Annotated in this window: 25 protein-coding genes; 5 read left to right on the forward strand and 20 right to left on the reverse strand. The window is 69.6% G+C overall.

The genetic code is table 11. From position 1 onward, the window contains the following. Positions 1 to 8 precede the first annotated feature (8 nt). On the forward strand, positions 9 to 974 hold the full coding sequence (locus WJM96_RS19360) for a Bug family tripartite tricarboxylate transporter substrate binding protein (RefSeq protein WP_424814186.1): 966 nt from the start codon (positions 9 to 11) through the stop codon (positions 972 to 974). Positions 975 to 1,010: 36 nt separating this feature from the next. On the opposite strand, the gene WJM96_RS19365 is transcribed toward WJM96_RS19360, so the two are convergent. The 3 genes from WJM96_RS19365 to WJM96_RS19375 form a co-directional block, all read right to left on the reverse strand. Continuing rightward, the gene (locus WJM96_RS19365) at positions 1,011 to 2,084 is read right to left on the reverse strand and encodes an alkene reductase (protein WP_424814187.1); all 1,074 of its coding nucleotides are present in this window, start codon (positions 2,082 to 2,084) and stop codon (positions 1,011 to 1,013) included. 32 nt (positions 2,085 to 2,116) lie between these two features. Then, positions 2,117 to 2,467 carry a winged helix-turn-helix transcriptional regulator gene (locus WJM96_RS19370; RefSeq protein ID WP_424814188.1) on the reverse strand — a complete coding sequence of 117 codons (351 nt, stop codon included), beginning with the start codon at positions 2,465 to 2,467 and terminating at the stop codon, positions 2,117 to 2,119. A gap of 91 nt (positions 2,468 to 2,558) precedes the next feature. After that, positions 2,559 to 3,260, reverse strand: a complete 702-nt coding sequence (locus WJM96_RS19375; protein WP_424814189.1) for a substrate-binding domain-containing protein — start codon at positions 3,258 to 3,260, stop codon at positions 2,559 to 2,561. Positions 3,261 to 3,384: 124 nt separating this feature from the next. Here WJM96_RS19375 and WJM96_RS19380 point away from each other — a divergent pair, with 124 nt between their 5' ends. Further along, the gene (locus tag WJM96_RS19380) at positions 3,385 to 4,050 is read left to right on the forward strand and encodes an aspartate/glutamate racemase family protein (protein ID WP_424814190.1); all 666 of its coding nucleotides are present in this window, start codon (positions 3,385 to 3,387) and stop codon (positions 4,048 to 4,050) included. A 23-nt stretch (positions 4,051 to 4,073) separates the two neighbouring features. Here the strand turns inward: WJM96_RS19380 and WJM96_RS19385 are convergent, their stop codons facing one another. From WJM96_RS19385 to WJM96_RS19445, 13 genes are all read right to left on the reverse strand, one after another. Continuing rightward, complete coding sequence (locus WJM96_RS19385) at positions 4,074 to 5,213, reverse strand: ABC transporter permease (protein ID WP_424814191.1); 1,140 nt, start codon at positions 5,211 to 5,213, stop codon at positions 4,074 to 4,076. After that, positions 5,210 to 6,157, reverse strand: a complete 948-nt coding sequence (locus tag WJM96_RS19390) for an ABC transporter ATP-binding protein (protein WP_424814192.1) — start codon at positions 6,155 to 6,157, stop codon at positions 5,210 to 5,212. The genes WJM96_RS19385 and WJM96_RS19390 overlap by 4 nt, the downstream gene beginning before the upstream one ends. After that, on the reverse strand, positions 6,154 to 7,098 hold the full coding sequence (locus tag WJM96_RS19395) for an HlyD family secretion protein (protein WP_424814193.1): 945 nt from the start codon (positions 7,096 to 7,098) through the stop codon (positions 6,154 to 6,156). The genes WJM96_RS19390 and WJM96_RS19395 overlap by 4 nt, the downstream gene beginning before the upstream one ends. Further along, positions 7,095 to 7,733 (reverse strand): TetR/AcrR family transcriptional regulator, encoded by a 639-nt coding sequence (locus WJM96_RS19400; RefSeq protein ID WP_424814194.1) that lies wholly within the window; start codon positions 7,731 to 7,733, stop codon positions 7,095 to 7,097. Before WJM96_RS19400 ends, WJM96_RS19395 begins: the two co-directional genes overlap by 4 nt. A gap of 69 nt (positions 7,734 to 7,802) precedes the next feature. Continuing rightward, positions 7,803 to 8,234, reverse strand: coding sequence for an NfeD family protein (locus WJM96_RS19405; RefSeq protein ID WP_424814195.1), 432 nt, complete (start codon positions 8,232 to 8,234; stop codon positions 7,803 to 7,805). 6 nt (positions 8,235 to 8,240) lie between these two features. Beyond that, positions 8,241 to 9,155, reverse strand: a complete 915-nt coding sequence (locus WJM96_RS19410; protein ID WP_424814196.1) for an SPFH domain-containing protein — start codon at positions 9,153 to 9,155, stop codon at positions 8,241 to 8,243. Between the two features lie 125 nt (positions 9,156 to 9,280). After that, positions 9,281 to 10,450, reverse strand: coding sequence for an MFS transporter (locus WJM96_RS19415; RefSeq protein ID WP_424814197.1), 1,170 nt, complete (start codon positions 10,448 to 10,450; stop codon positions 9,281 to 9,283). A 5-nt stretch (positions 10,451 to 10,455) separates the two neighbouring features. After that, on the reverse strand, positions 10,456 to 11,043 hold the full coding sequence (locus WJM96_RS19420; RefSeq protein WP_424814198.1) for a hypothetical protein: 588 nt from the start codon (positions 11,041 to 11,043) through the stop codon (positions 10,456 to 10,458). A gap of 3 nt (positions 11,044 to 11,046) precedes the next feature. Further along, the gene (locus tag WJM96_RS19425) at positions 11,047 to 12,081 is read right to left on the reverse strand and encodes an ABC transporter ATP-binding protein (protein ID WP_424814199.1); all 1,035 of its coding nucleotides are present in this window, start codon (positions 12,079 to 12,081) and stop codon (positions 11,047 to 11,049) included. Next, complete coding sequence (locus WJM96_RS19430) at positions 12,078 to 13,055, reverse strand: ABC transporter ATP-binding protein (protein WP_424814200.1); 978 nt, start codon at positions 13,053 to 13,055, stop codon at positions 12,078 to 12,080. The genes WJM96_RS19425 and WJM96_RS19430 overlap by 4 nt, the downstream gene beginning before the upstream one ends. Beyond that, positions 13,055 to 13,978, reverse strand: a complete 924-nt coding sequence (locus tag WJM96_RS19435) for an ABC transporter permease (RefSeq protein ID WP_424814201.1) — start codon at positions 13,976 to 13,978, stop codon at positions 13,055 to 13,057. Before WJM96_RS19435 ends, WJM96_RS19430 begins: the two co-directional genes overlap by 1 nt. Further along, complete coding sequence (locus WJM96_RS19440; RefSeq protein WP_424814202.1) at positions 13,975 to 14,949, reverse strand: ABC transporter permease; 975 nt, start codon at positions 14,947 to 14,949, stop codon at positions 13,975 to 13,977. Before WJM96_RS19440 ends, WJM96_RS19435 begins: the two co-directional genes overlap by 4 nt. A 4-nt stretch (positions 14,950 to 14,953) precedes the next feature. Next, a complete protein-coding gene (locus WJM96_RS19445; RefSeq protein WP_424814203.1) occupies positions 14,954 to 16,534 on the reverse strand; it encodes an ABC transporter substrate-binding protein in 1,581 nt (526 codons plus the stop codon). Positions 16,535 to 16,857: 323 nt separating this feature from the next. Between WJM96_RS19445 and WJM96_RS19450 the strand changes: the two genes are divergently transcribed. The 3 genes from WJM96_RS19450 to WJM96_RS19460 all read left to right on the forward strand — a co-directional run bounded on the left by WJM96_RS19450 (position 16,858) and on the right by WJM96_RS19460 (position 21,202). Further along, complete coding sequence (locus WJM96_RS19450; RefSeq protein ID WP_424814204.1) at positions 16,858 to 19,350, forward strand: penicillin-binding protein 1A; 2,493 nt, start codon at positions 16,858 to 16,860, stop codon at positions 19,348 to 19,350. 9 nt (positions 19,351 to 19,359) lie between these two features. Continuing rightward, a protein-coding gene (gene prfB, locus WJM96_RS19455; RefSeq protein WP_424814205.1) for a peptide chain release factor 2 occupies positions 19,360 to 20,491 on the forward strand; the annotation gives its coding sequence in 2 pieces (ribosomal slippage) (positions 19,360 to 19,428 and positions 19,430 to 20,491; 1,131 coding nt in all). Between the two features lie 3 nt (positions 20,492 to 20,494). Next, entirely contained in the window at positions 20,495 to 21,202 is a 708-nt protein-coding gene (locus WJM96_RS19460; protein WP_424814206.1) for a metallophosphoesterase family protein, read from the forward strand. 4 nt (positions 21,203 to 21,206) lie between these two features. Here the strand turns inward: WJM96_RS19460 and WJM96_RS19465 are convergent, their stop codons facing one another. Genes WJM96_RS19465 through WJM96_RS19480 form a run of 4 tightly spaced genes read right to left on the reverse strand, consistent with a single transcriptional unit; the run spans position 21,207 to position 25,904 of the window. Continuing rightward, positions 21,207 to 22,826, reverse strand: a complete 1,620-nt coding sequence (locus WJM96_RS19465) for an acyl-CoA synthetase (protein WP_424814207.1) — start codon at positions 22,824 to 22,826, stop codon at positions 21,207 to 21,209. Then, positions 22,826 to 23,596: an enoyl-CoA hydratase gene (locus WJM96_RS19470; protein ID WP_424814208.1), complete on the reverse strand. Its 771-nt coding sequence runs from the start codon at positions 23,594 to 23,596 to the stop codon at positions 22,826 to 22,828. The genes WJM96_RS19465 and WJM96_RS19470 overlap by 1 nt, the downstream gene beginning before the upstream one ends. Beyond that, positions 23,593 to 24,030, reverse strand: coding sequence for a hypothetical protein (locus WJM96_RS19475; protein WP_424814209.1), 438 nt, complete (start codon positions 24,028 to 24,030; stop codon positions 23,593 to 23,595). The genes WJM96_RS19470 and WJM96_RS19475 overlap by 4 nt, the downstream gene beginning before the upstream one ends. Further along, the gene (locus WJM96_RS19480; protein ID WP_424814210.1) at positions 24,027 to 25,904 is read right to left on the reverse strand and encodes a propionyl-CoA synthetase; all 1,878 of its coding nucleotides are present in this window, start codon (positions 25,902 to 25,904) and stop codon (positions 24,027 to 24,029) included. The genes WJM96_RS19475 and WJM96_RS19480 overlap by 4 nt, the downstream gene beginning before the upstream one ends. Positions 25,905 to 25,939: the final 35 nt, after the last annotated feature.

The raw sequence follows: 25,939 nt of genomic DNA on the forward strand, positions 1-25,939 counted from the left end.
GAACCAGAATGATCAAACGCCGCACGGCCCTGGCGCTCGGCGCCACGCTCGCCGCCCCCGCCGTCCACGCGCAGGACAACTGGCCGAGCCGCACGCTGCGCCTCGTGGTGCCCTATGCACCCGGGGGCGTCACCGACCAGCTCGGCCGCTTCATCGCGGAGCGGCTGTCGCAGGAGCTCGGGCAGACCGTCGTCGTGGAGAACCGCGCGGGCGGCAACACGGTGATCGGCACGCAGGCGGTGGCGCAGGCACAGGGCGATGGCTACACGCTGCTCATGGCCTCCGGCGCCAGCATGGTGCTGAATCCCATGCTCTACCGCCGGCTGCCCTACAACCCGGACCGGGAGCTGACGCTGCTCGCCGCCATGGTGGAGACGCCGCTGCTGATGGTGGTGCCGCCCTCGCTGCCTGCGCGCAACCTCCAGGAATTCGTGGCGCTGGCGAAGCAGCGCGACATCAACGTGGCGTCGGTCGGTGTCGGAAATCCCATCCACCTCGCGGCCGAACTGTTCCGCAGCGCGGCCGGGATCGAGATGCAGAACGTGGTGTTCCAGGGCAGCGCGCCGGCGCTGACCTCGCTCATGGCCGGCGACGTGCAGGTCATGTTCGACGTGATCCTGACCGCGCTGCCCTTCGCGCAGAGCGGGCGGCTCCGCGCGCTCGCCGTCACGACGAAGACCCGTGTGCCCGTGCTGCCCGATGTGCCGACCGTCGCCGAGCAGGGTTTCCCCGACTACGAGGCGACGACCTGGTTCGGTGTCGCCTCGCCGCAATCCACGCCCGCGCCGGTCAAGGCGCGGCTGCGCACGGCGCTGGCGGCCGTGCAGCGGGACTCTGCTTTCCAGGAGCGGTTCGGAGGATTGGGCCTGCTTATCCAGCCCGTGCGTGACGAGGCCGCGCTGAACACGATGGTCGAGGCGGAGCGCCGCCGCTGGTCGGAGGTCATCCGCGCCAGGAACATCGTGCTGGATTGAGGCGAGGGGCCGCTTGCTCGGCCCCTCGCATTCCGCTCACGCCGCGGCGACGGCGCTCAGCGTCGGGTAGTCGTTGTAGCCCGTCTCGTCGGGGCTGTAGATCGTCTGGCTATTGAGCGGGTTCAGCGCGGCCTTCGCGCGGAACCGCTCCACCAGGTCCGGGTTGGCGATGTAGAGCCGCCCAAAGGACGCCGCATCGGCCTGGCCGCTCTCGATCGCCGCTTCCGCGACTTCCTGCGTCAGCCCATCGTTCACGATGTAGGCGCCCTTGAAGATCTTCCGCACGACCGGCCCGATGGCGGCATCGCCGCGATCGAGCGACTCGCGCCCGAAGATGAAGGCGATCTTCCTGTCGTTCAGCTGCTCGGCCACATAGGCGAAGAGCGCCCGCGGATCGCTGTCCGACATCGAATGCGAGTTCGACATCAGGTTCAGGTGCACGCCCACGCGATCGGCCGGCCAGACCTCGAGGATCGCGTCCACCGCCTCGAGCAGGAAGCGGGCGCGGTTCTCGATCGAGCCGCCGTAGCGGTCGGTGCGCTTGTTGGAGCCGTCATGCAGGAACTGATCGAAGAGGTAGCCGTTCGCGCCGTGCAACTCCACGCCGTCGAAGCCGGCGCGCTTGGCGTTCTCCGCGCCCTTGCGGACATCGGCCAGAATGCCGGGAAGCTCCGCCGTCTCCAGCGCGCGCGGCACGGGGAAGGGGCGCTGCGGGCGCAGCACGCTGACATGGCCCTCCGCCGCGATGGCGCTGGGCGCGACCGGAGGCTCGCCATTGTGGAAGCTGGGGTCGGAGATGCGGCCGACATGCCAGAGCTGGGAGACGATGCGGCCGCCCGCCGCATGCACGGCGGCGGTGACCTCCTTCCAGCCCTCGACCTGCTTCTCGGACCAGATGCCGGGCGTGTTGGGATAGCCGACGCCCTGCGGGCTCACCGAGGTGGCCTCGGTGAGGATCAGGCCCGCGCTGGCGCGCTGGGCATAGTGCTGGGCCTGCATGGCGCCTGCGGTGCGCTCGTCGAAGGCCCGCATGCGGGTGAGGGGCGCCATGACGATGCGGTTGGGCAGATGGAGCGCGCCGATCTGCACGGGGTCGAAGAGAGTGGGCATGGGTAGTCTCCGTCGGGAAATATCGGAATGGATCAGTCGATGAGGGTCAGGGGCGGGCCGGGAGGTCCCTGCGCATGCTGGCGCCCCCAGGCGTCGAAGGCCTGGAGCACGGGCGCGAAGTCGCGGCCGGCGGGCGTCAGCACATATTCATGGCGCGGCGGCTTTTCGCAGTAGGGGCGCCGCTCAAGCAGCCCCTGCTCCACGAGCCAGTTGAGCCGGCGCGTCAGCGTGTTGCTGCCGATGCCCAGGCTTTTCTCGAACTCGTCGAAGCGGGTCATGCCCTGATGCGCATGGGCCAGGATGAGGATGCTCCACCACTCCCCCACCTTCTCCAGGCCGCGGGCGATCGGGCAGGGCATCTCCTTGAAGCACTTGCGGTGCATCAGTCGGCCTGGGCGGGAAGAGTAGCTTCCATGATGGAAGTAAATGGGGTGGCGATGGCCCCACCGCAAGGTCATCCCAGAATCAGAATCTTCAGGCCGCCGGGTCGACCCCGCTGGCCAGGTAGGCGGTGTTGGCCTTCTCGCCGTGCAGGCTGGCGAGGAACGCCGCCGCGGCCTCGCGCTGGGTGGAGGACGTCATGGTCGCGGCCGAAAAGGAGGAGACCTGCTGCAACTCCTCCGGATACTTGCCCACCACCTCGATGCCTTGGACCACCAGAAGCTCGCTCACCTGCTGCACGGCCAGGTCGGCCTCGCCGGTGACCAGCTTCTCCGCCGTGAAGCCCGCCGGGATCACCGTGGCCTTGGCGCGCACCTCGTCCGCGATGCCGAGCTTCGCGATGATGGATTCGAAGTGGATGCCGCTGGCGCCCGCGCGCGAATAGGCGACGGAGCGCGCACCCAACAGGGCCGCGCGGAACTCCTCGACCGTACCGACCGGCGGGTGCTTCGCGCCGCGCGGCACGGCCACGCCGAGGCGCGAATGCGCCACCTCCACCCGCGAGGCCGGATCCACCTTCCCCTGCGCGACCAGCCTGTCCATCGCGTCGCGGATGATGACCAGCACGTCCGCCTGCTCACCAGCCGCGACCTGCTCCATGATGAGCGTCGTGGGCACCCAGGCCACGTCCACCTTGTTGCCGGTGCGCGCCTCGTAGTCCTGGATGATGCCGCCCTCGAAGGCGCCGCGCACCGCCAGGCCGGAGAGAATCCGGAGCGTCGTGGTTTGGGCCATGTACCTGTTCCTCCGAGGATGTGGCGCCCGACGATCCACACGCGCTCGCATCGGTCAAGCGGGGCGCTTCCGGGGCGTGGGGAATGGCGGCATAAGATCAGGCAAACGTCCCAAGGCCGCCGCCATGCCCCGCATCGTGCTTCTCCACGCGACGCCTGTCGCCATGCAGCCAATCCAGACCGCCTTCGCCGAGCGCTGGCCCGAGGCGGAGACCGTGAACCTGCTGGATGACGGCCTCTCGCTGGACCGCGCGCGTGAGCCGGAGCTGACGGAGGCGATGATCGACCGCTTCGTCGCCTTCGGCACCTATGGCTACCGCATGGGCGCGGACGGCATCCTCGTCACCTGTTCCGCCTTCGGCCCCGCCATCGACCGGATGATCGCGGAGCTCCCGATCCCCGTGCTGAAGCCCAACGAGGCCATGTTCCAGGCCGCCATCGCGCAGGGCACGCGCGTCGGCATGCTGGCCACCTTTGGTCCCTCGGTCGGCACCATGACCGACGAGTTCGACGAATTCGTCGCCCGCAGCGGCAAGCCCGCGACGCTGGACACCGTGCTGGTCGCGGATGCCATCGACCTGTTGAAGAAGGGCGACGCGGAATCGCACAACCGCCTCGTCGCCGCACGCGCGCCCGAGCTCGGCGGGCACGACGCCATCATGCTCGCGCATTTCTCGACCTCGCGCGCGGCGGAGGCGGTGCGCGCGGTGGTGAAGGTACCGGTGCTGACCGCGCCGCACGCGGCTGTGGACCGCATGCGCGAGATGGTGGGCGCGCGGGTGATGGCATAGCCTTACCAGCCGGCGGGGCTTTCTCAGTCCAGCGTCTGCCGGTAGCGCAGCATCGCCAGCACCGAGACGGCGAGCAGGAAGGCCAGCATCGGCCAGATGTCCGGCCAGGCGTCGGCGATGCCAATCCCCTTCAGCATGACGCCCCGGATCACGCGCAGGAAATGCGTGAGCGGCAGCGCCTCGCCGATCACCTGCGCCCAGCCGGGCATGCCGCGGAACGGGAACATGAAGCCCGACATCAGGATGGACGGCAGGAAGAAGAAGAAGCTCATCTGCATGGCCTGCAGCTGGTTCTTCGCGATGGTGGAGAAGAGGAAGCCGACCGCGAGGTTCGCGACGATGAAGAGCAGCAGCCCCACCGCCAGCACCCAGGGCTGGCCGATCATCGGCACGTGGAAGAGCAGCCGCGCGGCCCCCAGGATCACCGCCACCTGCACCATGCCCACGCCGATGAAGGGCGTGAGCTTGCCGAGCATCACCTCCAGCGGCCGCACCGGCATGGCGAGGAGGTTCTCCATCGTGCCGCGCTCGCGCTCCCGCGTCATGGCGAGCGACGTCATGATGATCATGGTCATGGTGAGGATGGTGCCCATGAGCCCGGGCACGATGTTGTACTGGGTGATGCCCTCGGGGTTGTAGCGGCGATGGATGCGCACCTCGGCCGCCGGCGCCCCGGGCTCCAGCGCAGAAAGCGTCCCCTCCAGCAACGGAGCCAGCGCGCTGTTCACGATAGTCTGCAAGGCCGCGACGGCCGGGCCCGTGGCGGAAGGGTCCGTGGCATCGGCGGCGAGAAGCAGCGCGGGCATCTCGCCGCGCAGCACGTCCCGCTCGAAGGTGGAGGGCACCTCGACCGCGAATTGCACCCGCCCGCGCGCGAGCAGCCGGTCGATTTCCGCGGGGCTTTCCGCGACGATGGTGATGCGGAAATAGGTGCTGTTGCGCATCCCCGCGAGGATGGCGCGCGTGAAAGGCCCGGACTGCGGCGCATAGACCGCCGTCGGCAATTGCCGCGGATCGGAATTGATGGCGTAGCCGAAGAGCATCAGCTGCAGGATCGGGATGCCGACCATCATGGCGAAGGTAAGCCGGTCGCGCTTCATCTGGATGAACTCCTTCAGCAGCACGGCGAACATGCGGCGGAAGGAGAAGCGCGCCGCGATCATGTGGGCGCCTTCGCGAAATTGTCCTCGGCGCCTTCCATCAGGTGGATGAAGGCATCCTCCAGCGAGGGCTCGCCCTCGCTCCAGCTCAGCTCCGCCTCGGCGCGGTAGGGCGCGATCGCGGCTTCGAGCCTGGCGGCGTCGGAGCCGCTGACATGCAGCGTGGCGCCGAAGGGCGCCACCATCTCCACGCCATCCCTGGCCGAGAGGTTATGCGCGAGCGCCGCGATGCGGCGGGGCGGGCCCGAGACGTGCCAGGTGGTGAGCCCGGCGCCCTTCACCACCTCCTCCACCGTGCCGTCGGCCATCAGCTTGCCGTAGGCGAGGTAGGCGATGCGGTGGCAGCGCTCGGCCTCGTCCATGTAGTGCGTGCTGACGAGCACCGTCATGCCGCCGGAGGCAAGCATGTGGATCTCGTCCCAGAAGGCACGGCGGGCCTTGGGATCCACGCCGGCAGTGGGTTCGTCCAGCAGCAGCAGGTCGGGCTCGTGCAGGATGCAGGCGGCGAGCGCGAGGCGCTGCTTCCACCCGCCGGAAAGCGATCCCGCGAGCTGGTTGCGCCGGTCCGCGAGGCCGAGGCGCGTCAGCGCCCCGTCAACGCGCCGCCCGCGATCCCGCAGCGCGTAGAGCCGTGCCACGAAGTCCAGGTTCTCGGCGATGGTGAGGTCTTCGTAGAAGCTAAAGCGCTGCGTCATGTAGCCGACGCGCTGCTTGATGGCCCAGCTCTGCGTGCGGATATCCTGGCCGAGGCAGGTGCCCTCCCCCTCATCCGGCACCAGCAGCCCGCAGAGCATGCGGATGGTCGTGGTCTTGCCGCTGCCATTGGGGCCGAGGAAGCCGTAGATCTGCCCGCGGCGCACCGTCAGGTCCACATGGTCCACCACCGTGCGGCTGCCGAAGCGCTTGGTCAGCCCGCGCACGGAGATGACAGGCGCGTCGTCGCTCACGGGCGGGGCCGCGCCGTGATGGGCTGGCCGGGCAGCGGCGCGCCCTCGCGCGGCTCCAGCAGCGCCTCGATGCGGAAGACCAGCTTCTCCCGCGTCTCGCGGCTGAAGATGACGGGAGGGGTGAACTCCGCCTCGCTCGCGACGCGGCTGACGCGCGCCGTGACGTCCGGCGGGCAGCCGGTGCAGGAGAGCGCGACATTCATGCCCGGGCGGATCTCGGCGCGGCGCGCCTCCGGCACGAAGAAGACGGCGCGGATGGCGCCGGGCGGCAGCAGGCTCACCACCACGCCATTGGCCGGCACCCATTCGCCGGGGCGGCGCACCACGTCGTCCACCAGCCCTTCGGCCGGGCTCGCGATGCGCCGCTGGTCGAGGCGCCACCGCGCCTGCTCCACGGCCTGGCGCGCGGCATCCACCGTCGCCTCGGCGGCGCGGATGCGGTCGGGCCGGGAGGGCAGCCGCGCGGTGGCGAGCTGCGCCTCGATATGGCGCACCTGCGCCGTGGCCTGCTCCTGCGCCGTCCGGGCGTCGTCGTAGCGCGTCTGGGGGACCGCGCGCGTCCGCACCAGTTCCGCCTGGCGGGTCAGAGTGAGCTCGGCGAGATGGAGCGTGGCCTGCGCCTCGTTGAGCTGGGCTTCGATGGCCGCGATCTCGTCGGGCCGGGCGCCGAGGCGCATGTCGGCCAGTTCGCTTTCCGCCTGGGCCTGCTGCGCCTGCGCCTGGGCCAGCGCTGCCTGCTCGCGCACCGGATCGAGCGTGAAGAGCAATGTGCCGGCCGCGATGCGCGCGCCGCGCGCCACATCGATGCTCGCGATCCAGCCGCTATCGGGCGCGGCGATGCGGCGGTACTCGCCCTCCAGATAGCCCTCGTAGCCCTGGTCGGCCCCGTCGTCGCCGCAGGCGGCGAGCGCCAGCAGGGCGAGGAGAAGAAGGCGCCTCATGTCGGGCCATCCGGCGCGGCGATCGCGCCCAGGAAGAGGTCGAGGTGCAGCGCGATCAGCGAGGCCGGGGGAACCGGCGCCTCCTCGATCGGCGCGAAGCTGGTCTGCCAGAGGGCGGAAAGAATCATCGGGGCCACGAAGAGCCGGGCGGTCAGCTCGGGGTCGAGCGCGCGAAGCTCGCCGCCGTCCATGCCCCGGCGCAGGATGCCCTGGACGAGGGCAAGGCCGCGCCCCACCACCTCGTTCCGGTAGAAGCGCGCCATCTCGGGGAAGTTCCCCGCCTCGGAGAGCACCAGCTTCGGGACGGCGGCGATGCGCGGATCGGCGGTCGCCTCGGCCATCAGCTCCAGCAGGCGGCGGAGCTGGACGGCGGCCGGCAGGCCCGAGGCCCGCAGCGCGGCTTCGGCGGCCTCCAGCCGCGGGATGATGTTGCGCCGGACCAGCGCCTCGAAGATCGCCTCCTTCGACGTGTAGTAGAGGTAGATCGTGCCCTTGGAGACGCCGGCGCGCTCGGCAATGTCACCCATGCGCGCAGCGGCGAAGCCTCGTTCGACGAAGGTATCGAGGGCAGCGTCGAGGAGCTCGGCGGGGCGGTCCGCCTTGCGGCGGGAGCGGGTTGTGGAGGCCTTGGGCATGTGGCGCCACCTTTACTGACCGACTGGTCAGTCATTATCTAGACCAAGCGTTCCGCCCCTGCAAGAATTTCAATCGGGTGCGCTGGCCTCCTCGACGAGCAGGGTCGCCCCCTGGTGGCCGACCACGACGATGGCCGCCCCATCGGGGATCGCCTCGTTCCCCAGGGCGCGCGCCGCCCAGCTCCCATCCGCGACCGTCACACGGCCGGTGGGGGCGATCGGGCCCATCGCCGTTCCGCGCAGGCCCAGCAGCACGCCGGCGGGGTCCGACACGTCGCGCGGCGGGGGCGGACGGCGACGGCGGCGGATGAAGTACATGGCGATGCTGCCAGCGGTCCCGATCAGGAAGACGAGCACCTGCCCAGGCCATGCCACGCCGAGATGCGAGGCCAGCGATGCCGCCCCGACGCCGATCCCCATCCAGAGGAAGACCGTGAAGGGAACGAGCATCTCCAGCCCCAGCAGGATCAGGGCGACAACCGCGAGTATCTCCCAGGACACCGCGCGCTACCTCGGCGCGAAGGGGCCGGCGCTGGGCACCTGGGGCCCGCCGGCTGGGCTCGTGGCCGAGAGCGCCGCCATGGCTTGCGCGATGGTCCCCGCCATGGAGGCGGATTCCACCGGGATGACCAGCGTCTTGGCCGAGGGGTTCGAGGCGATGCCCTTCAGCGCCGCCATGTACTTGTCCGCGATGAAGTAGCTGAGCGCGGCCCCCCCTGCCCCGGCCCCCGCGCGCGCCACGACCTCGACCGCCTTGGCTTCCGCCTCGGCCAGGCGCTCGCGGGCGCGGGCGTCCATCTCGGCCGCCTCCATGCGGCCGCGCGCCTCCAGCACCTGCGCCTCGCGCTTGCCGTCGGCCTCGGCGACGACCGCGCGGCGGCGGCGCTCGGCCGTCATCTGCAGGTTCATCGCCTCGATGAGGTTCTGCGGCGGCTCGACCTTGCGGAGCTCGACGCGCGTCACCTTCACGCCCCAGGGATCCGTCGCGGCGTCGAGCACGGTCATGAGCTGCTGGGAGATCTCCTCGCGCTTGCTCAGCGTTTCGTCGAAGGTCATGGAGCCGATGACGCTGCGGAGGTTGGTCATGGCCAGGGCTTCCAGCGCCTTGCCGAGCTCGGCCACCTGGTAGGCTGCCTTCACCACGTCCATCACGCGGTAATAGACGATGCCATCGACCAGCACGGCCGCGTTGTCCTTGGTGATGACCGCCTGCTCGGGGATGTCGAGCACCGTCTCCTGGATGGAGATGCGATGGCCGACCCGGTCCACGACCGGCACGATCAGGCTCAGCCCGGGCTCCAGCGTGCGGACGAAGCGGCCGAAGCGCTCCACTGTCCAGATCTGGCCCTGCGGCACCGTGCGCACGCCCTGGAAGACAGCGATGACGGCGACGACGATGATCGCGAGCAGCACGAATTCCATGGCTCTTCCCCCTCGCACCCATCCTCGCATTCCATGCCAGGGCAGGCGAGCGATTCCGTCAGCGGCCGGGCCCAGCCCCCGATGAGATGGCCGCCCCGATCGGCTGGCCCCGCATGCCGGGGGGCCTAGGCCCTGGCGCGCGCCGCGACCAGGAAGCTCGCCGCGCCCAGGGCCGCGACGATGGCCAGCAGCCAGGGCACCGCCCCGTAGCCATGCCCCCATTCCCAGGTCAGCGCGATCAGGAAGGGCGCGGCCGTGCGCGGCGCCAGGCCGATCAGACCGAGCGCGCCCGTCACGGCCCCATATCCCTCACGCCCGAGGATTTCGGCCGTGCCGGCGGCGCGGACGATCGTCATGAGGCCGTCCGAAGCTGCCCAGAGCACCACGAAGGGCATCAGCCCCCAGACCGACGGTGGCGCCACCGCAAGCCAGCCCAGCGCCAGGGCGAGGGTCGGTGCCGCGAGCAGGCCCACCACTCGCATGGAGGCCCTGGTTCCGAGCAGGAACAGCACCGCGCGTGCCGCGACCTGGAAGGGGCCATGAAGCGCGACGAGGAGGATCACATAGGCCTCGGGCAAGCCGCGCTCGCGCAGCAGCGGCACCAGATGCGTGCCCAGGCCGACGCCGATGAAGACATGCGCGGCGAAGCACAACGCCAGCCCCCAGAAGGCCGCGCGACGCATCGCGCGCCCCAAGGCCCCGCGATGCGCGGAGGTGTGGGTGGGTGCCGGGGCTTCGACGCCGCGGAACTGCCACCATGCCGTCAGGGCTGGCAGGAGCTGCATCGCGGCAAGGACGAGCAGCGCGCCGCGCCAGCCGAAACGCTCGGTCAGCATGGCGATGAGCGGCACGAAAACCGTGCCTGTGAAGCCCGTCACGAAAGTGATGGCCGTGATGGCCTTGGCCGGCTGCTTCGAGAGCGCGACCACCACCGCCATGGCGGGCACCCAGAGCGCCATGGCATGGGCCGCGCCCATCGCCACCCAGATGACGTAGAACACCCACAGTTGCTCCACCGTCGCCCAGGCCGCGAGCATCGCCGCGCCCAACAGCGCGCCCAGCGCCAGCGGGATGCGCCCGCCGTGCCGGTCGACCCAGCGCCCCACGGGAATACCCAGCAAGCCAGACACCAGCAGACCGAGCGTGAAGGCGCCGTTGATCTCCGCACGGCTCCAGCCGAGCTCCGCCTCCATGGGCTGCAGCACCAGGGCGAAGGGGATGAACAGCGTGCCCCAGCCGATGGACTGTGTGAGCGCCGTTCCCCAGATCAGCCCTTTTTCGGACGCGGCGTTCATGATGATCAGGCGGGGATGAAGATGCCGCGATCGGCGTGGTAACGGGCAAAATCCTGATGCGTCAGCCGCGCGTCGCGCCGCGTCTCCGGGCTATGGCCAGAAGGGTTGTGGAAGCGCCACCGCCCCTCCTCGTCACGGCCGAAGACCAGCACGAGATGCCCCCCGCGATGCGGCGGGTCGAGCTCCGGCGTTCGGATGCGGGGATGGACGGAGGCGATGTAGAGATCGCCGGGTCCGAGCTCGGGCATCGGCTCGTCCAGCACGATGCGCGCCGCGATACCGCGCGCGTTCAGCCAGGCCACCGCGCCTGCGTAGATCAGGCCGCGGATGGCATCGCCGCCCTGGTCCACATAGCCGCCCAGTGCCTCCACCTCACGGCGCAACGCGTGGATGGACTGCACCTCGCCACGCGCCGCCATGGCCATGCGCAGGCAGGCCATACCGCAGAGGTGATGCGCCCAGCGGGCGTACTCCGCGACATCCGCCGCGCCGCTGCCGGCCCAAAGGGGGTCGGTCGCCGCCGCGCGCCCGGCGAGGAACTCCGGGACGAGTTCCTCGGCCTCCCATTGCGCGAAATAGGGTGGCGGCGTCACGCCTCAGCCATTGAGGTGGCAGGCGCTCAGGTGCCCGGCGGCGACTTCCTTCAGCGCCGGCACCTCGACCTTGCAGCGCTCCATCGCGTGCGGGCAGCGCGGGTGGAAGTGGCAGCCCGAGGGTGGGTTCAGGGGCGAGGGAATCTCCCCCTTCACCGTCGCGAAGGCCCGCTTCCGCGCCTCGATCCGCGGCACCGACTCGAGCAGCGAGATGGTGTAGGGGTGGTTGGCGCGCGCGAAGATGTCCTCCGCATTCGCCTGCTCCACCACCCGTCCCAGATACATGATCACGACGCGGTCGGAGAGATGCTCCACGACGCCGAGGTCATGGCTGATGAAGAGGTAGGTGAGGTCCAGCTCGGACCGCAGCTTCATGAACAGGTTCAGGATCTGCGCCTGGATCGAGACGTCCAGCGCCGCGACGGATTCGTCGCAGACCAGGAACTCCGGCTGCACGGCCAGCGCGCGGGCGATCCCGATGCGTTGCCGCTGCCCGCCCGAGAACTGGTGCGGGTAGCGCTTCTTCAGCGAGGGATCGAGGCCCGCGCGGCGCATCTGCTCATCGACATAGGCGTCGAACTGCCCGCGCGAGGTGATGGCGTGGACCAGCGGCGCCTCGCCCACGATGTCCTGCACCTTCATGCGCGGATTCAGCGAGGCGTAGGGATCCTGGAAGATCATCTGGGCGCGCAGCTTGGCCTCGCGCGCCTCCGCGCCATGCAGGCCTGCGCGGTCACGGCCGCGCCACAGCACCTCGCCATCGGAGGGCGGCATGATGCCGGCCACCACGCGGCCGAGGGTGGACTTGCCGCAGCCGGACTCACCGACGAGGCCCACGACCTCGCCCTTGCGGATGGTGAGGTTGACGTTGTCCACCGCGTGGACCGTCTCCTCCCGCACCGGGGCGCCGAGCTTCTGCGCGAGCTTGCCGACGAAATCGAGCTTTTTCTCGAAGCGCTTGCTGATGCCGATGAGCTCGATGATCGGCGCCTCATGCGCCGGGGCGGCGCCCTGGGTCTGCTTCATCGCCGCGCTCATGCCGGCACCGCCTCGAGATGCGGGTGCACGCAGCGGGCGCGCCTGTCGGGCAGCAGTTCCCGCAGCTCGACCGGCGCTTCGCAGGCGGCGTCGGCGCGCGGGCAGCGGGTGCGGAAGGCGCAGCCGGCAGGGAGCTTCAGGAGGGAGGGCGTCATGCCCGGGATCTGGCGCAACGGCTCGCCCCGCTTGTTGCGGCTCGGCACGCTGCCGATAAGTCCGTGGGTATAGGGATGCAGCGGTTTGTCGAGCACGGCTGAGACCGGGCCGTCCTCCACCACCCTGCCCGCGTACATGACCGCGATGTCGTCCGCGAGCCCGGCGACGACCGAGAGGTCATGCGTCACCCAGATCATGGCCGTGCCCGTCTCGGCGCAGAGCTTCTGCACCTCCGCGAGGATCTGGCCCTGGATGGTGACGTCGAGCGCGGTCGTCGGCTCGTCCGCGATGATGAGCTCGGGCCGGTGCAGCAGCGCGATGGCGATGGCCACGCGCTGGCGCATGCCGCCCGAGAACTGGTGCGGATAGGATTTCAGCCGCTCCTCCGGGGAGGGGATGCCGACCATGCCGAGCGCGTCGCGGCAGCGCTGCCGCGCCTCCTCCTTCGAGACCTTGGTATGCGCCAGCACCGTCTCGATCATCTGCGTATCGACGCGCAGGACCGGGTTGAGCGTCATCATCGGGTCCTGGAAGATCATGGCGATACGGTTGCCGCGCAGCTGCCGCATCTCCTCCTCGCTGATCTTCGCCAGATCCTGTCCGTGGAAGAGGATCTGCCCCTCCGTGATGCGCCCCGGCGGGTCGACGAGGCCGATGATGGAGAAGCCCGTCACCGTCTTGCCCGAGCCCGACTCGCCGACGAGGCCCATGATCTTGCCGCGGCCGACCGAGAAGCTCACGCCGTCGACCGCCTTCACCACGCCGGCGCGGGTGAAGAAGTGGGTGTGGAGGTTCCTGACCTCGAGAGTGGCAGTCATTACTTCTTCAGCCTCGGGTTCAGGACGTCGCGCAGATGGTCGCCCATCAGGTTGATGGAGACGATGGTCACGAGCAGCGCGATGCCGGGGTAAAAGCTGATCCAGTACTTGCCGCTCAGCATGTACTCGTAGCCGTTGGCGATCAGCAGGCCGAGCGAAGGCTCGGTGATCGGCACGCCGAGGCCGAGGAAGGAGAGCGTCGCCTCCAGCGCGATGGCGCGGGCCACCTGGATGGTGCCCACCACGATGAGCGGCGGGAGGCAATTCGGCAGCAGGTGCCGGAACAGGATGCGGCGCGTCGGCAGCGCCAGGCACTGCGCGGCCTCGATATACTCCCGCCGCCGCTCGACGAGGGCCGAGCCGCGGACGGTGCGCGCGTAATAGGCCCATTCGACGATCACGAGCGCGATCACGACATTGCCAACGCCCTTGCCCAGGAAGGCTAGGATCATCAGCGCGGCGAGGATGGTCGGGAAGGAGAGCTGCAGGTCCACGAGGCGCATGATCACGCTGTCGGTCCGCCCGCCGCCATAGGCCGCCAGCAGGCCGAGCGAAGCGCCCACGATGCTCGCGATGAAGGCCGAGCCGATGCCGACCGTCAGAGAGATGCGCAGGCCGTAGATGATGCCGGACAGCATGTCGCGGCCCTGGTCGTCCGTGCCGAGCCAGTAGGTGATGCCCGAGCCGCCGACCGAGCCGGGCTCGAGCCGCCCGTCCATGATGTCGAGCTGCGCGAGGTCGTAGGGATTCTGCGGCGCGATCCAGGGCGCGAAGATCGCGAGCAGGGCAATGATCGTGAAGACGATCAGCCCCCCTGTCGCGATCTTGCTCGCGAAGAACTCCGCGACGAAGCGCCGGAACGGCGTCTCTTCCCGTGCCGTCGGGGCGGCGACGGGAGCGGCGTTGGCCGTGATGTCGCTCATGCCTTGCCCTCCAGCCGCACGCGCGGATCCAGTGCCGAATAGAGAAGGTCCACGGCCAGATTGATGATGATGAACATGAAGACGATGATCATGAGGTAGGCCACGATGACGGGCCGGTCGAGCACGTTGATGCTGTCGATGATCAGCTTGCCCATGCCCGGCCAGGCGAAGACGCTCTCCGTCACCACCGAGAAGGCGATGGTGGAGCCGAGCTCCAGCCCGACGACGGTCACGACCGGGATCAGGATGTTCTTGAAGACATGGACATAGGTGACGCGCGCGGGCGAGAGCCCCTTGGCGCGCGCGAACTTCACATAATCCATCAGCATGGTCTCCCGCACGCCGGAGCGGGTGAGGCGGATCACGAGGCTGATCTTGAAGAGCGAGAGGTTGATCGCGGGCATCACGAGGTGCGCGAGCCCGTCGCGCGTCAGGAAGGACCAGCGCAGGCCCAGGAACTCCGCCGTCTCGCCGCGCCCCGTACTCGGCAGCCAGCCGAGTTGGACGGCGAAGACCATGATGAGCATGAGGCCGACCCAGAAGGTCGGCAGCGAGAAGCCGAGGATGCTCCCCGCCATGATGGTCTTGGAGCCGACACTGTCCGGCTTCAACCCGGCATAAAGGCCCAGCGGCAGGCCGATGAGCAGCGCCAGCACCGTGGCGCCGATCGCCAGTTCCAGCGTCGCGGGCATCTTCTGCAGGATGAGCTGCAGCGCCGGCTCGTTGAAGACGAAGCTGCGGCCCAGGTCGCCCTGTACCGCCCGCACGAGGAAGGTCAGGTACTGCTGCCAAAGCGGCAGGTCGAGACCGAGCGCCCGGATGGCGCGCTCGCGCTCCATCTGGTCGGCATCCGGCGAGATGAGGATCTCGACCGGATCGCCGATGGCATAGACGCCGACGAAGACGATGACGCTCATGGCGAGCATCACCAGCATGGCCTGAAGCAGGCGACGGAGAAGATAGACAGTCATTTCCTTACCGGGTCGCGGCCGGGCGCACATCCTGCGCCCGGGTCAATTCATCGGCGCGCGGCGTGACGGTGAAGCCGCGGCGGGTGGCCCAGATATTCGTCTGGATGTGAAGGGGGATCAGCGCCACGTCGTCCAGCGCCATCCGCTCGAGGGCGACCAGGCGTTCCTGCCGCTGCGCTTCGTCCAGCATCTGGGAAGATTCCTCGAGCCCCCGGTCCAGCGCCGCGTTGCAGTAGCGGCCGCGATTGGACGCGCCGAGACCGGTCTCGCGGTTCGGGCAGGCGATCAGGTTACGCAGCGGGTGGCTGCCATCCGGGTTCATGCCCCAGCCCACCAGGAAGGCCGAGAGTTCGGCACGGCTCGCGCGGCCGATGAAGGTGGTCCAGGTTTGGGCGTCGACGGCGGTGCGGATGCCGATGCGCGTCCACATCTGGCCCACGGCCTGGATGATGCGGCCGTCATTGGGATAGCGGTCGTTGGGGCCGTGCAGGGTGATGCGGAAACCCTGCGGGAAGCCGGCCTCGGCCAGCAGGCGGCGGGCGCCCTCGGGGTCGAAGCGCGGCACCGGGTAGCCTGGGATGTGGCTGGTCACGCCCTCGGCCAGGAACTGGCCGGTCGGCGTCGCCGCGCCCTCCATGACACGCTCCACCATGTTGGCGCGGTCGATCGCCATGGACAGCGCCTGGCGGACGCGCAGGTCCTTCAGCGGGTTGCGGGCGATGGGCCGGCCGTCATTGTCGGTCACGAAGGGCGTCGCATCCTCGCGCGAGTGGTCGAGCGAGAGGAAGATGAGGCGCAGGCCGGTCGTCTCGTTCAGCGAGACCCGGTTGTCCCGCCGGAGGCGGGAAAGATCGGCCGTCGGCACCTGGTCGATCACGTCCACATCGCCCGCCAGCAGCGCCGCGGTGCGTGCCGCGTCGTTGGTGATCATACGGTAGGTCACGCGCTGGAAGGCCGGCCGCTCGCCGAAATACTGGTCGTTGCGCTCCAGCTCGATCCGGTCGCCATTGGCGTGCCGCAGCACGCGGAAGGGACCGGTGCCGATGGCCAGCTCGCCGCTGTTGAAGCGCTCGGTCGTGGCCCCCTCATGCGTCTCCTTGTCCAGGATGAAGATGTTGGTGAGGTCCATCGGCAGCAGCGGATAGGGCGTGCGCGTGTGCAGGCGGATGGTCAGCGGATCGATGATCTCCACCCGCGTGATCGGCCGCACGAAGAGGGTGAAGGAGGCCGGGCTGTTCGGGACATTGGGAACGCGGGCGATGGTGAAGGCCACGTCCTCGGCGGTGAACTCGCGTCCGTTGTGGAAACGCACGCCGGGGCGGAGCTTCAGCTCCCACACCGTCGGCTCGACTGCCGTCCAGCTTTCCGCCAGGCCCGGGACGTTGCGGGCGCGGTCATCCGTCTCGATCAGACGGCTGAAGATCATGCTGGCCGCGGCGTTGTTCGGGGACAACTGATGGTAGTGGGGGTCGAGGCTGGTCACGGGGGCGCCCACGGCCATGGTCAGGTTCTGCGCCTGGGCCACGACCGGGGCGAGCCCAAGCGTAGCGGCGATCACGGCAGCGCGGAGTGCTCGACCCATCATTTGTCCCCCTGGAGGCGAAAGAGCGGCTTTTATAGGGACGCTAGCGGATAGGCCAGGGCGGGTTAACTGCAATCCATTCATTTGCCGGAAAGCCGCCGTTCAACCGCCACGCCTTCGCCGCGTTCCCATGGCGTCCAAGTGGCGGTCTCACTCGCCGCGTGGAATCCCGGAACCTGCCATGCATGGGAGGAATCGGGGGCCTCCGCCTCATTTTTTATGATAGATGCCGCCCCATGTCCGAACCCGTGCAGCCCGTCGATGCCCCGGTGATCCCGCCGCGGCCGCAAGCGGCCCCCCAGGCCAAAGCGCCGAAACCCCCTCGCATGAAGCCGCCTTTCCGGCTCTTCGGGGGTTTCCTGCGGACCCTCTTCCTCATCGGCGTGGTGTGCGTTCTGGGCGGCGCAGTGGCGGGCTACGGCCTGTACGGGAAGCTTGAGTCCGATCTGCCGGACTACCGGTGGCTCGCGGACTACCAGCCCCAGCAGATGAGCCGGATCTATGCCGCGGACAGCCGCCTGATGGCGGAACTGGCGGCCGAACGCCGCGTCTTCGTGCCCATCGAGGCGATCCCCCGGCGGCTGCAGCAGGCCTTCATCTCGGCCGAGGACCAGAATTTCGAGAGCCACCAGGGCGTGGATCCGGTGGCGCTGCTCCGGGCGGTCATTACCAATGTGGAGCAGTACGGCAGCGGCCGGCGCATGGTCGGTGCCTCGACCATCACCCAGCAGGTCGCGAAGAACATGCTGGTGGGCAGCGACCGCACCATCCTGCGCAAGGCGCGCGAGGCGCTGCTGGCCATCCGGCTCGAGAACGCGCTGCCCAAGTCCCGCATCCTGGAGATCTATCTGAACGAGATCTTCCTGGGTGCCCAGGCCTATGGCGTGGCCGCCGCCGCCCATGCCTATTTCAACAAGTCGCTGGACGAGCTGACGCTGGCCGAGACCGCTTTCCTGGCCGCGCTCCCCAAGGCGCCGAACAACTACAACCCCCAGCGCTATGCCGACGCCGCCCGCGCCCGCCGCGACTGGGTGATCGACCGCATGGTCGAGGACCGCGTCGTCACCGCCGCCGAAGCCCAGGCCGCCAAGGCCGAGGGCGTCGTCGCACGGCCGACGCGCCGGCCCGACATGGTCACCGTCGGCGGCCACTTCACCGAGGAGGTCCGGCGCGAGCTGATCCAGCGCTTCGGGCAGGAGCAGACCCAGGGGGGCGGCCTCGTGGTCCGCACCAGCCTGGATCCCGCACTCCAGGCCGCGACCGAGGTGGCGCTGCGCAACGGCTTGATGGCCTATGACCGTCGCCGGGGCGGCTGGCGCGGGCCGGTGGGGCACATCACCTTCTCGCCGACCGAATGGCTGCCGGCGCTGGAGGCGGTGCCGCGCCCGCCGGGCATCCTGGCCGAATGGCGCCACGCCGTGGTGCTGGAGGTCCGTGACCGCGAGGCCCGCCTGGGCTGGTTCGAGCGCGCCAACCCCCGGGCCCCCGCCGAACCCAAGACCGGCTACGTCTATCTGGAGGATCTGGCCTGGGCCCGCCCGGCCCTGCCCTCCTCCGGCAACCAGGCGGTGCGCCTTGGCAACCAGCCGCGCCGCATGTCCGAGGTGCTCACGGCCGGCGACGTGGTGATGGTCGAGCCCGATCCGAGCCGCCCCGGCCCCGCCCCCGTCGCGGCACGAGGCGCGCCCGCCCCCACCGGCCCCCGGCCCGAGCGCCTGCAGCTTCGGCAGATTCCGGAGGTGGAGGGCGCCATCGTCGCTCTCGACCCCAATAACGGCCGCGTCCTGGCCATGTCCGGCGGCTGGAGCTTCGACCGCAGCCAGTTCAACCGTGCGACCCAGGCGCAGCGGCAGCCTGGCTCCTCCTTCAAGCCCTATGTCTACCTGACGGCGTTGGAGCAAGGCATCCCGCCCAACCAGCGCTTCCTGGACGGGCCGATCGAGGTGGCGACCCCGCAGGGCGTCTGGCGGCCCGGGAACTACGGCGGCAGCCTGAGCGGCGGCTACGTCACCATGCGCGCGGCGCTGCAGCGCAGCCTCAACCTCGTCACCGTGCGCATCGCGCAGGAAGTCGGCATGGACCGGGTGGCGGAGACGGCGGCGCGCTTCGGCGTGATCGACAACATGCCGCGTTACCTGTCCATGAGCCTCGGCGCCGGCGAGACCACGGTGCTGCGGCAGGCGGCGGGCTATGCGGCCTTCGTGAATGGCGGCCGCCGCGTGGAGCCGAGCTTCATCGACAGCGTGCAGGACCAGCGCGGCCGCGTGGTGTGGCGCAGCCAGGGCCGCGAATGCACGGGCTGCGACGCGCAGACCCCCGATGCCGGCCCCCCCAGCATCTCCGACAACCGCCGCCAGATCGCGGACCCGATCGCGGCCTACCAGATCGTCAGCCTGCTCCAGGGCGCCGTGCAGTTCGGCACCGGCAGCCGGGCCGGCCAGGGGCTGAACCGCCCCGTCGCAGGCAAGACAGGCACGACCGACGACTACAAGGACAACTGGTTCGTCGGCTTCACGCCGGACATCGTGATCGCCGTCTGGGTCGGCTATGACGACCCGCGCACCTTGGGCAATGGCGAGACGGGCGGCGGCAATGCCGCGCCGATCTTCCGCGAGGTCGCGGCCGCCGCGCTGCAGGGCAGCCCGGCCGTGCCCTTCCGCGCGCCCCCCGGCGTCGCGCTGGTCCGCATCACGACGGATAACGGCCAGAGCATCCTGGAAGCCTTCCGCCCCGGTACGGAAAATTCCGCGACGGCGCCGACGGAGATGGGCTCGGGCGCGGCCGCCCGAGTGGACAGCGGGCTCGGCGGGCTCTACTGAACGCCCATCATGCGCGCCGACGCCACACAGCTGCACGAGCAGATCACCGCTTCGGTGTCCCTGCTGAGGAGGCATCTTTGACTGGGATGCCTCCCTCATCCGCCTCGCGGAACTGAACGCCCGCTCCGAGGACCCAAATCTCTGGAATGACGCCGCCGAGGCCGGCAAGGTGATGCGCGAGCGCAATCGCCTGGCAGGGCAGATCGAGGGTGTGCAGAAGCTGGAGCAGGGCGTCGCCGACGCCATGGAGCTCATCGAGCTCGCCGAGGCCGAGAACGACACCGGCACGGCTGACGCCGCGGTGGCCGACCTCGTTGCCTATGCCGATGAGGCCAAGCGCCGCGAGATCGAGAGCCTGCTCTCCGGCGAGGCCGACCAGAACGACGCCTATCTGGAAGTGAATGCCGGGGCCGGCGGTACCGAGGCCCAGGACTGGGCCGAGATGCTCATGCGCATGTACATGCGCTGGGCCGAGGCGCGCGGCTACAAGGTCACGCTCACCGAGCAGTCCGAAGGCGAACAGGCGGGCATCAAGTCCGCCACGCTGCAGATCACCGGCGACAATGCCTATGGCTGGCTCAAGACCGAATCGGGCGTGCACCGGCTCGTGCGTATCAGCCCCTTCGACGCCGCCGCGCGGCGCCAGACCAGCTTCGCCAGCGTCTATGTCTATCCGGTGATCGACGACAAGATCGAGATCGAGATCAATCCGGCCGACCTCAAGACCGACACCTTCCGCGCTTCCGGCGCCGGCGGACAGCACGTCAACAAGACGGAATCGGGCGTGCGCTTCACGCATATCCCGACCGGCATCGTCGCCGCCTCCACGCAGGACCGCTCGCAGCACCGCAACCGCGTGATCGCGATGGATATGCTGAAGGCCCGCCTTTACGAGCTGGAGCTGCGCAAACGCGAGGCGATCAACGACGCCACCGAGGCCGGCAAGACCGATATCGGCTGGGGCCACCAGATCCGTTCCTACGTCCTGGCTCCGTACCAGATGGTGAAGGACCTGCGGACGGGCGTGGAGAAGGGCAATCCGGACGCCGTGCTCGATGGCGACCTGGACGATTTCATGGCCGCGGCGCTCGCCGCGCGCGTGGGCGCGACCCGCTCCGACGCCAGCGCGAATGCGCAGTAACGCGTGAAGTGGCTAAGGGCGCCCGCCAAGCTGCCCGTCGGCACCCGCGTCTACGCCATCGGCGACGTGCATGGCTGCGCGGATAAGCTCCGCGCGCTGCATGACGCGATCCGCGCGGACCTGAAGGAGAACCCGACCTCCGGCGCCAGCCTCGTGCATCTGGGCGACTTCATCGACCGCGGGCCGGACAGCGCGGGCGCGATCGACCTCGCCATGGGCTTCAAGGCCTGTCCCGTCGTGAACCTGCGCGGCAACCACGAGGACACGCTGCTGGCCGCGCTCGACGGCGACGGGCCGAGTGCCACCGACTGGATGTATTACGGCGGCGGCCAGGCGCTGCAGAGCTGGGGCCTCGACCCCTTTGCCCAGCGCGACACCTGGGCCACGGGAATTCCCGCCCCGCACATCGCCTTCCTGCGCGGGTTGAAGCTGCATCACCGCGTCGGCCCCTATCTCTTCGTGCATGCCGGCATCCGCCCAGGCGTGGCCTTCGAGGACCAGAGCAGCGAGGATCTGCTGCGCATCCGCGGCGCCTTCCTCGACAGCGAGGCGGACCACGGGATGATCGTCGTGCACGGCCACACGCCGGTGCGCGAGCGCGAGATGGATCTGCGCGAGAACCGCGTGAACCTCGACACCGGCGCCGTCTTCGGCGGCCCGCTGACCTGCGGCGTCTTCGAGGAAGACCGGATCGGCGTTATCACCGCCTGAGCGGTCAGCCCCTCACCTGCCCCCGCAGCACGTGCTTCTGGATCTTGCCCGTGCTGGTCTTGGGCAGTTCCGAGAAGACGACGCGCTTCGGCGTCTTGAATCCCGCCAGCATGCCGCGGACATGGGCGATGAGCTCGGCTTCCGTGACGCTGGCGCCGGGCTTCAGCTCGACGAAGGCGCAGGGCACCTCGCCCCACTTCTCGTCCGGCTGCGCGACCACGGCGGCGAGGGCGACGGCCGGATGCTTGAACAGCGCGTCCTCGACCTCGATGGAGGAGATGTTCTCGCCGCCCGAGATGATGATGTCCTTCGAGCGGTCGCGCAGCTGGATGTAGCCGTCCGGGTGCTTCACCGCGAGGTCGCCCGTATGGAACCAGCCATGGGCGAAGGCGGAATCCGTGGCCGCCTTGTCCTTCAGATAGCCCTTCATGACGCTGTTGCCCTGCATCATGACCTCGCCCATCGCCACGCCATCGGCGGCGACCGGCACCATCGTCTCCGGGTCCATCACATCGAGCCCCTCGAGCGCGACGTAGCGCACGCCCTGCCGCGCCATGAGCCGCGCCCGGTCGGCATCCGGCAGGCTGTTCCAATCTCGGTGCCACTCATTCGTGACCGACGGCCCGTAGCATTCGGTCAGCCCATAGACATGCAGCACGCCGAAGCCCGCGGCACCCATCGCGGCCAGCACGGCCTCGGGCGGCGGCGCGCCGGCGACGACGAAGGTGATGGGGCCCGGCAGGGCGCGCTTCTCGGCCTCGGGCGTCGCGAGCAGCGTGCCCATCACGATGGGTGCGCCGCACATATGCGTCACGCCATGCTCGGCGATGAGCGACCACATGGCCGGGCCGCGCACCGCCCGCAGGCAGACATGGGTGCCGGCCATCGCCGTGATGGTCCAGGGGAAGCACCAGCCGTTGCAATGGAACATGGGCAGCGTCCAGAGATAGACCGGATGCCGCCCCATCCCCGCCGAAAGCACATTGCCCACCGCCAGAAGCTGCGCGCCGCGATGGTGGTAGACCACGCCCTTCGGCTTGCCGGTCGTGCCGGAGGTGTAGTTGAGGGCGATGGCGTCCCATTCGTCGCGCGGCAGGGGCCAGACGAAATCGGTGCTGCCTTCCTCCAGCAGCGCCTCGTAATCCTGGCCGCCCAGCGTCTCGTCGGAGGGCGCTTCGCTGTCGTTGACCTCGATGATTACGGGGCGGTTCGTCGCCTGTGCCAGCGCCGCGCGCAGCACGGGGATGAATTCCCGGTCCACAATGAGAAGGCGCGCCTCGCCGTGGTCGAGGATATAGGCGATGGTCGCGGCATCCAGCCGCGTGTTGATGCTGTTCAGCACGCATCCGGCCATGGGCACGCCGTAATGGCATTCCAGCATGGCCGGCGTATTGGGCAGCAGCGCCGCCACCGTGTCGCCGCGCCCCAGCCCGCGCAGCGTGAGCGCATGCGCGAGCTTCACGCAGCGCGCGCGCAGCTCGGCATAGCTGCGGCGGAGCGCGCCGTGCGCCACGGCCAGGTGATCAGGAAACACCGCCGCGCTGCGCTCCAGGAAGAGCAGCGGCGTCAGCGGCTGGTGGTTCGCGGTGTTGCGCGGAAGCGCGTCGTAGTCGGAAGCGGCCATCAGCGATCCTGCCATTGCGGGGCACGCTTGCCGAGGAAGGCCCCGATGCCCTCCTCCGCGTCGGCGGCCATCATGTTCTCCACCATCACCGCGCTCGCGGCGTCATAGGCCTCGGCGAGCGGCATGGCCGCCTGCGCGAGGAACCCACGCTTGCCCATGCGGATCGTAAGGCCCGAGCGCGCGGCGATCTGCTGCGCGAGCTCAAGCGCCCCGGTGCGCGCATCCTCGGCGACGCGGTTGATGAGGCCGATCTCGCGCGCCTCCTCGGCACCCAACATGCGGCCTGTCAGCAGCATCTCCATCGCCGCCTTGCGGGGCACCGCGCGCGCCACGGCAACGGCGGGCGTCGAGCAGAAGAGGCCGATATCCACCCCCGGCGTGCAGAAGCGCGAGTGCGGCGTGGCCACGGCGAGGTCGCAGCTCGCGACCAGTTGGCAGCCGGCAGCGGTGGCCACGCCCTCCACGGCGGCGATCACTGGCACGGGATGGTTGACCACCTGCTGCATGACGCGGCTGCAGAGCGCCATGGTGCGTGCGTAGAATTCCCTGCCGCCATCGGCCTCGGCGCGGGCGGCCGTCAGCTCGCGCAGGTCGTGCCCCGCTGAGAAGGCGGGGCCGTTGGCCGCCAGCACCACGCAGCGCGCATCCTCGGCCCGGAGCAGGGCCGCGGAGAGCGCGTCCAGCATCGCGATGCTCAACGCATTGCGCGCGGGCGCCCGGTCCAGCGTGATCAGCGCCACGCCGTCATTGCGCCGTTCCTCCAGGATCATTCCGTCACTCCAGCTTCGAACAGCACGCGAGGCAAGCTGTATTGCCGCTGCCAGGCAGGCCAGGCCGGCGTCGCGGGCGCGATGGCATACTGCTCCACTTTCCACCCTCCTGGGAGGCGGCGCCACAACACCTGCGTGAGCCCATCCTCGAAGCCGGGCTCCGCGACACGGCCGCGCAGACTGGTCTGCGACCAGTCGATGGGCTGCCGTTCCGGCCGGCGCGGCTCGAGGATCCCGAAGGCGAAGTCCCCGAAGCGCCGCAGCTCCCGCACACCGAAATGCACCGGCCCATCCGTCAGGCGCATGAGGGTCGGGCGGATCGCATCCAGTAGTGGCCGCCGGTCCGGATCGCCGCGCGGCACGTCCAGCGCGTGCTGCTGCGCCATCGCCGGCACCGCGAGCAGCAGGAACGGCAGCGCGCGGCGGAGCATCATCGGCCGAGCACGCCCGCGATCTCCTCCAGGATCATCGGATCGTCGATAGTGGGCGGCACGGAATAGCGCTCCCCATCGGCGATCTTGCGGATCGTCCCGCGCAGGATCTTGCCCGAGCGCGTCTTAGGAAGCCGCGCCACCACGCGCGCCTCCTTGAAGGCGGCGACAGGCCCGATGCGCTCGCGCACCAGGGCCACGAGCTCCCGAGCCACATCGCTCTCCTCGCGCTGCGCACCGGCCTTCAGCACCACGAGGCCGAGCGGTGCCTGGCCCTTCAGCGTGTCCGCGATGCCGACGACCGCGCATTCCGCGACATCCGGATGCGCGGCCAGCACCTCCTCCATCGCACCGGTCGAAAGCCGATGGCCCGCCACGTTGATGATGTCGTCGGTGCGGCCCATCACCCACACGAAGCCCTCCTCATCCACCATCCCGGCATCGGAGGTGTCGTAATATCCGGGGAATGTGGAGAGATAGGCCTCGCGGAAGCGCTTCTCGGCGTTCCACAAGGTCGGCGCGCAGCCGGGCGGCAGCGGCAGGCGGATCACCAGCGCGCCCTGCTCGCCGCGCTTCACCTCGCGCCCCTCGGCATCGAGCGCGCGCACGTCGTAGCCCGGCGAGGGCTTGCCGCCGGAGCCGGGGCGCGGGTCGAAAAGCCCAAGCCCCCGGAAGCCCGCCGTGATGGGCCAGCCCGTCTCGGTCTGCCACCAATGATCCACGACCGGCACGCCGAGCTTCTGGGCGGACCATAGCGCCGTCGGCGGGTCGCAGCGCTCGCCCGCGAGGTAGAGCGCCTCCAGCTTGGAGAGATCGTGCCGCTTCATCAGCGCGCCCTCCGGGTCCTCCTTGCGGATGGCGCGGATGGCCGTGGGCGCGGTGAAGAGGACGCGCACGCCATGATCGGCGCAGACGCGCCAGAAGGTGCCGGCATCGGGCGTACCCACCGGCTTGCCCTCGAAAAGCACCGAGGTCAGCCCCGCCAGCAGCGGCGCGTAGACGATGTAGGAATGTCCTACGACCCAGCCGACATCGCTCGCCGTCCAGAAGACGTCGCCGGGCCTCAGCCCATAGATCATGTGGATGCTGTTGTGCAGCGCAACGGCATGGCCGCCATGGTCGCGCACGATACCCTTGGGCTTTCCGGTCGTGCCGCTGGTGTAGAGGATGTAGAGCGGGTCCGTCGCCTCCACCTCCACGCAGGCATGCGGGGCGCCGGCGGCCTCGGCTTCAGCGTAGTCGACGTCGCGCCCGGCCAGCATGCCGCAGGGCTGCTGCTCGCGCTGCAGGATCAGGCAGAATTCCGGCTTGTGGGAGGACAGCGCGATGGCCGCGTCCAGCAGCGGCTTGTAGGCGACCACGCGCCCCGGCTCGATCCCGCAGCTCGCGGAGATGATGGCGCGCGGCGTCGCGTCCTCGATGCGCGCTGCCACCTCGGCCGCCGCGAAGCCGCCGAAGACGACGGAATGGATGGCGCCCAGCCGGGCGCACGCCAGCATGGCGATGGCGGCCTCGGGCACCATGGGCATGTAGATGATGACGCGGTCGCCCTTGCCCACGCCCCGCGCGGCCAGTGCGCCAGCCAGGCGGCTCACGCGGTCGAGCATGGTGGCGTAGGTCAGGCGCTCCACCTTCCCGGCCACGGGGCTGTCGTAGAGGATCGCGACCTGCTCGCCCCTCCCGGCCGCCACGTGCCGGTCGAGCGCGTTATGGCAGGTGTTCAGCCGGCCGCCGGGAAACCATCGACCGTAGAGCCCTTGGGCCGCATCGAAGGCGCGGCTGGGCGGCACGGACCAGTCGAGCCCGCGCGCCGCCTCCAGCCAATAGGCTTCGGGATCGGCCCGCCATGTCGCGACGGCGGCGTCATAACCCGTCATGGTTCGTTATCCTCCTGGCAGAAAGTTGCCGCCCC

This window comes from Roseococcus sp. YIM B11640 (assembly GCF_049727625.1).
GTDB lineage: Bacteria > Pseudomonadota > Alphaproteobacteria > Acetobacterales > Acetobacteraceae > Roseococcus.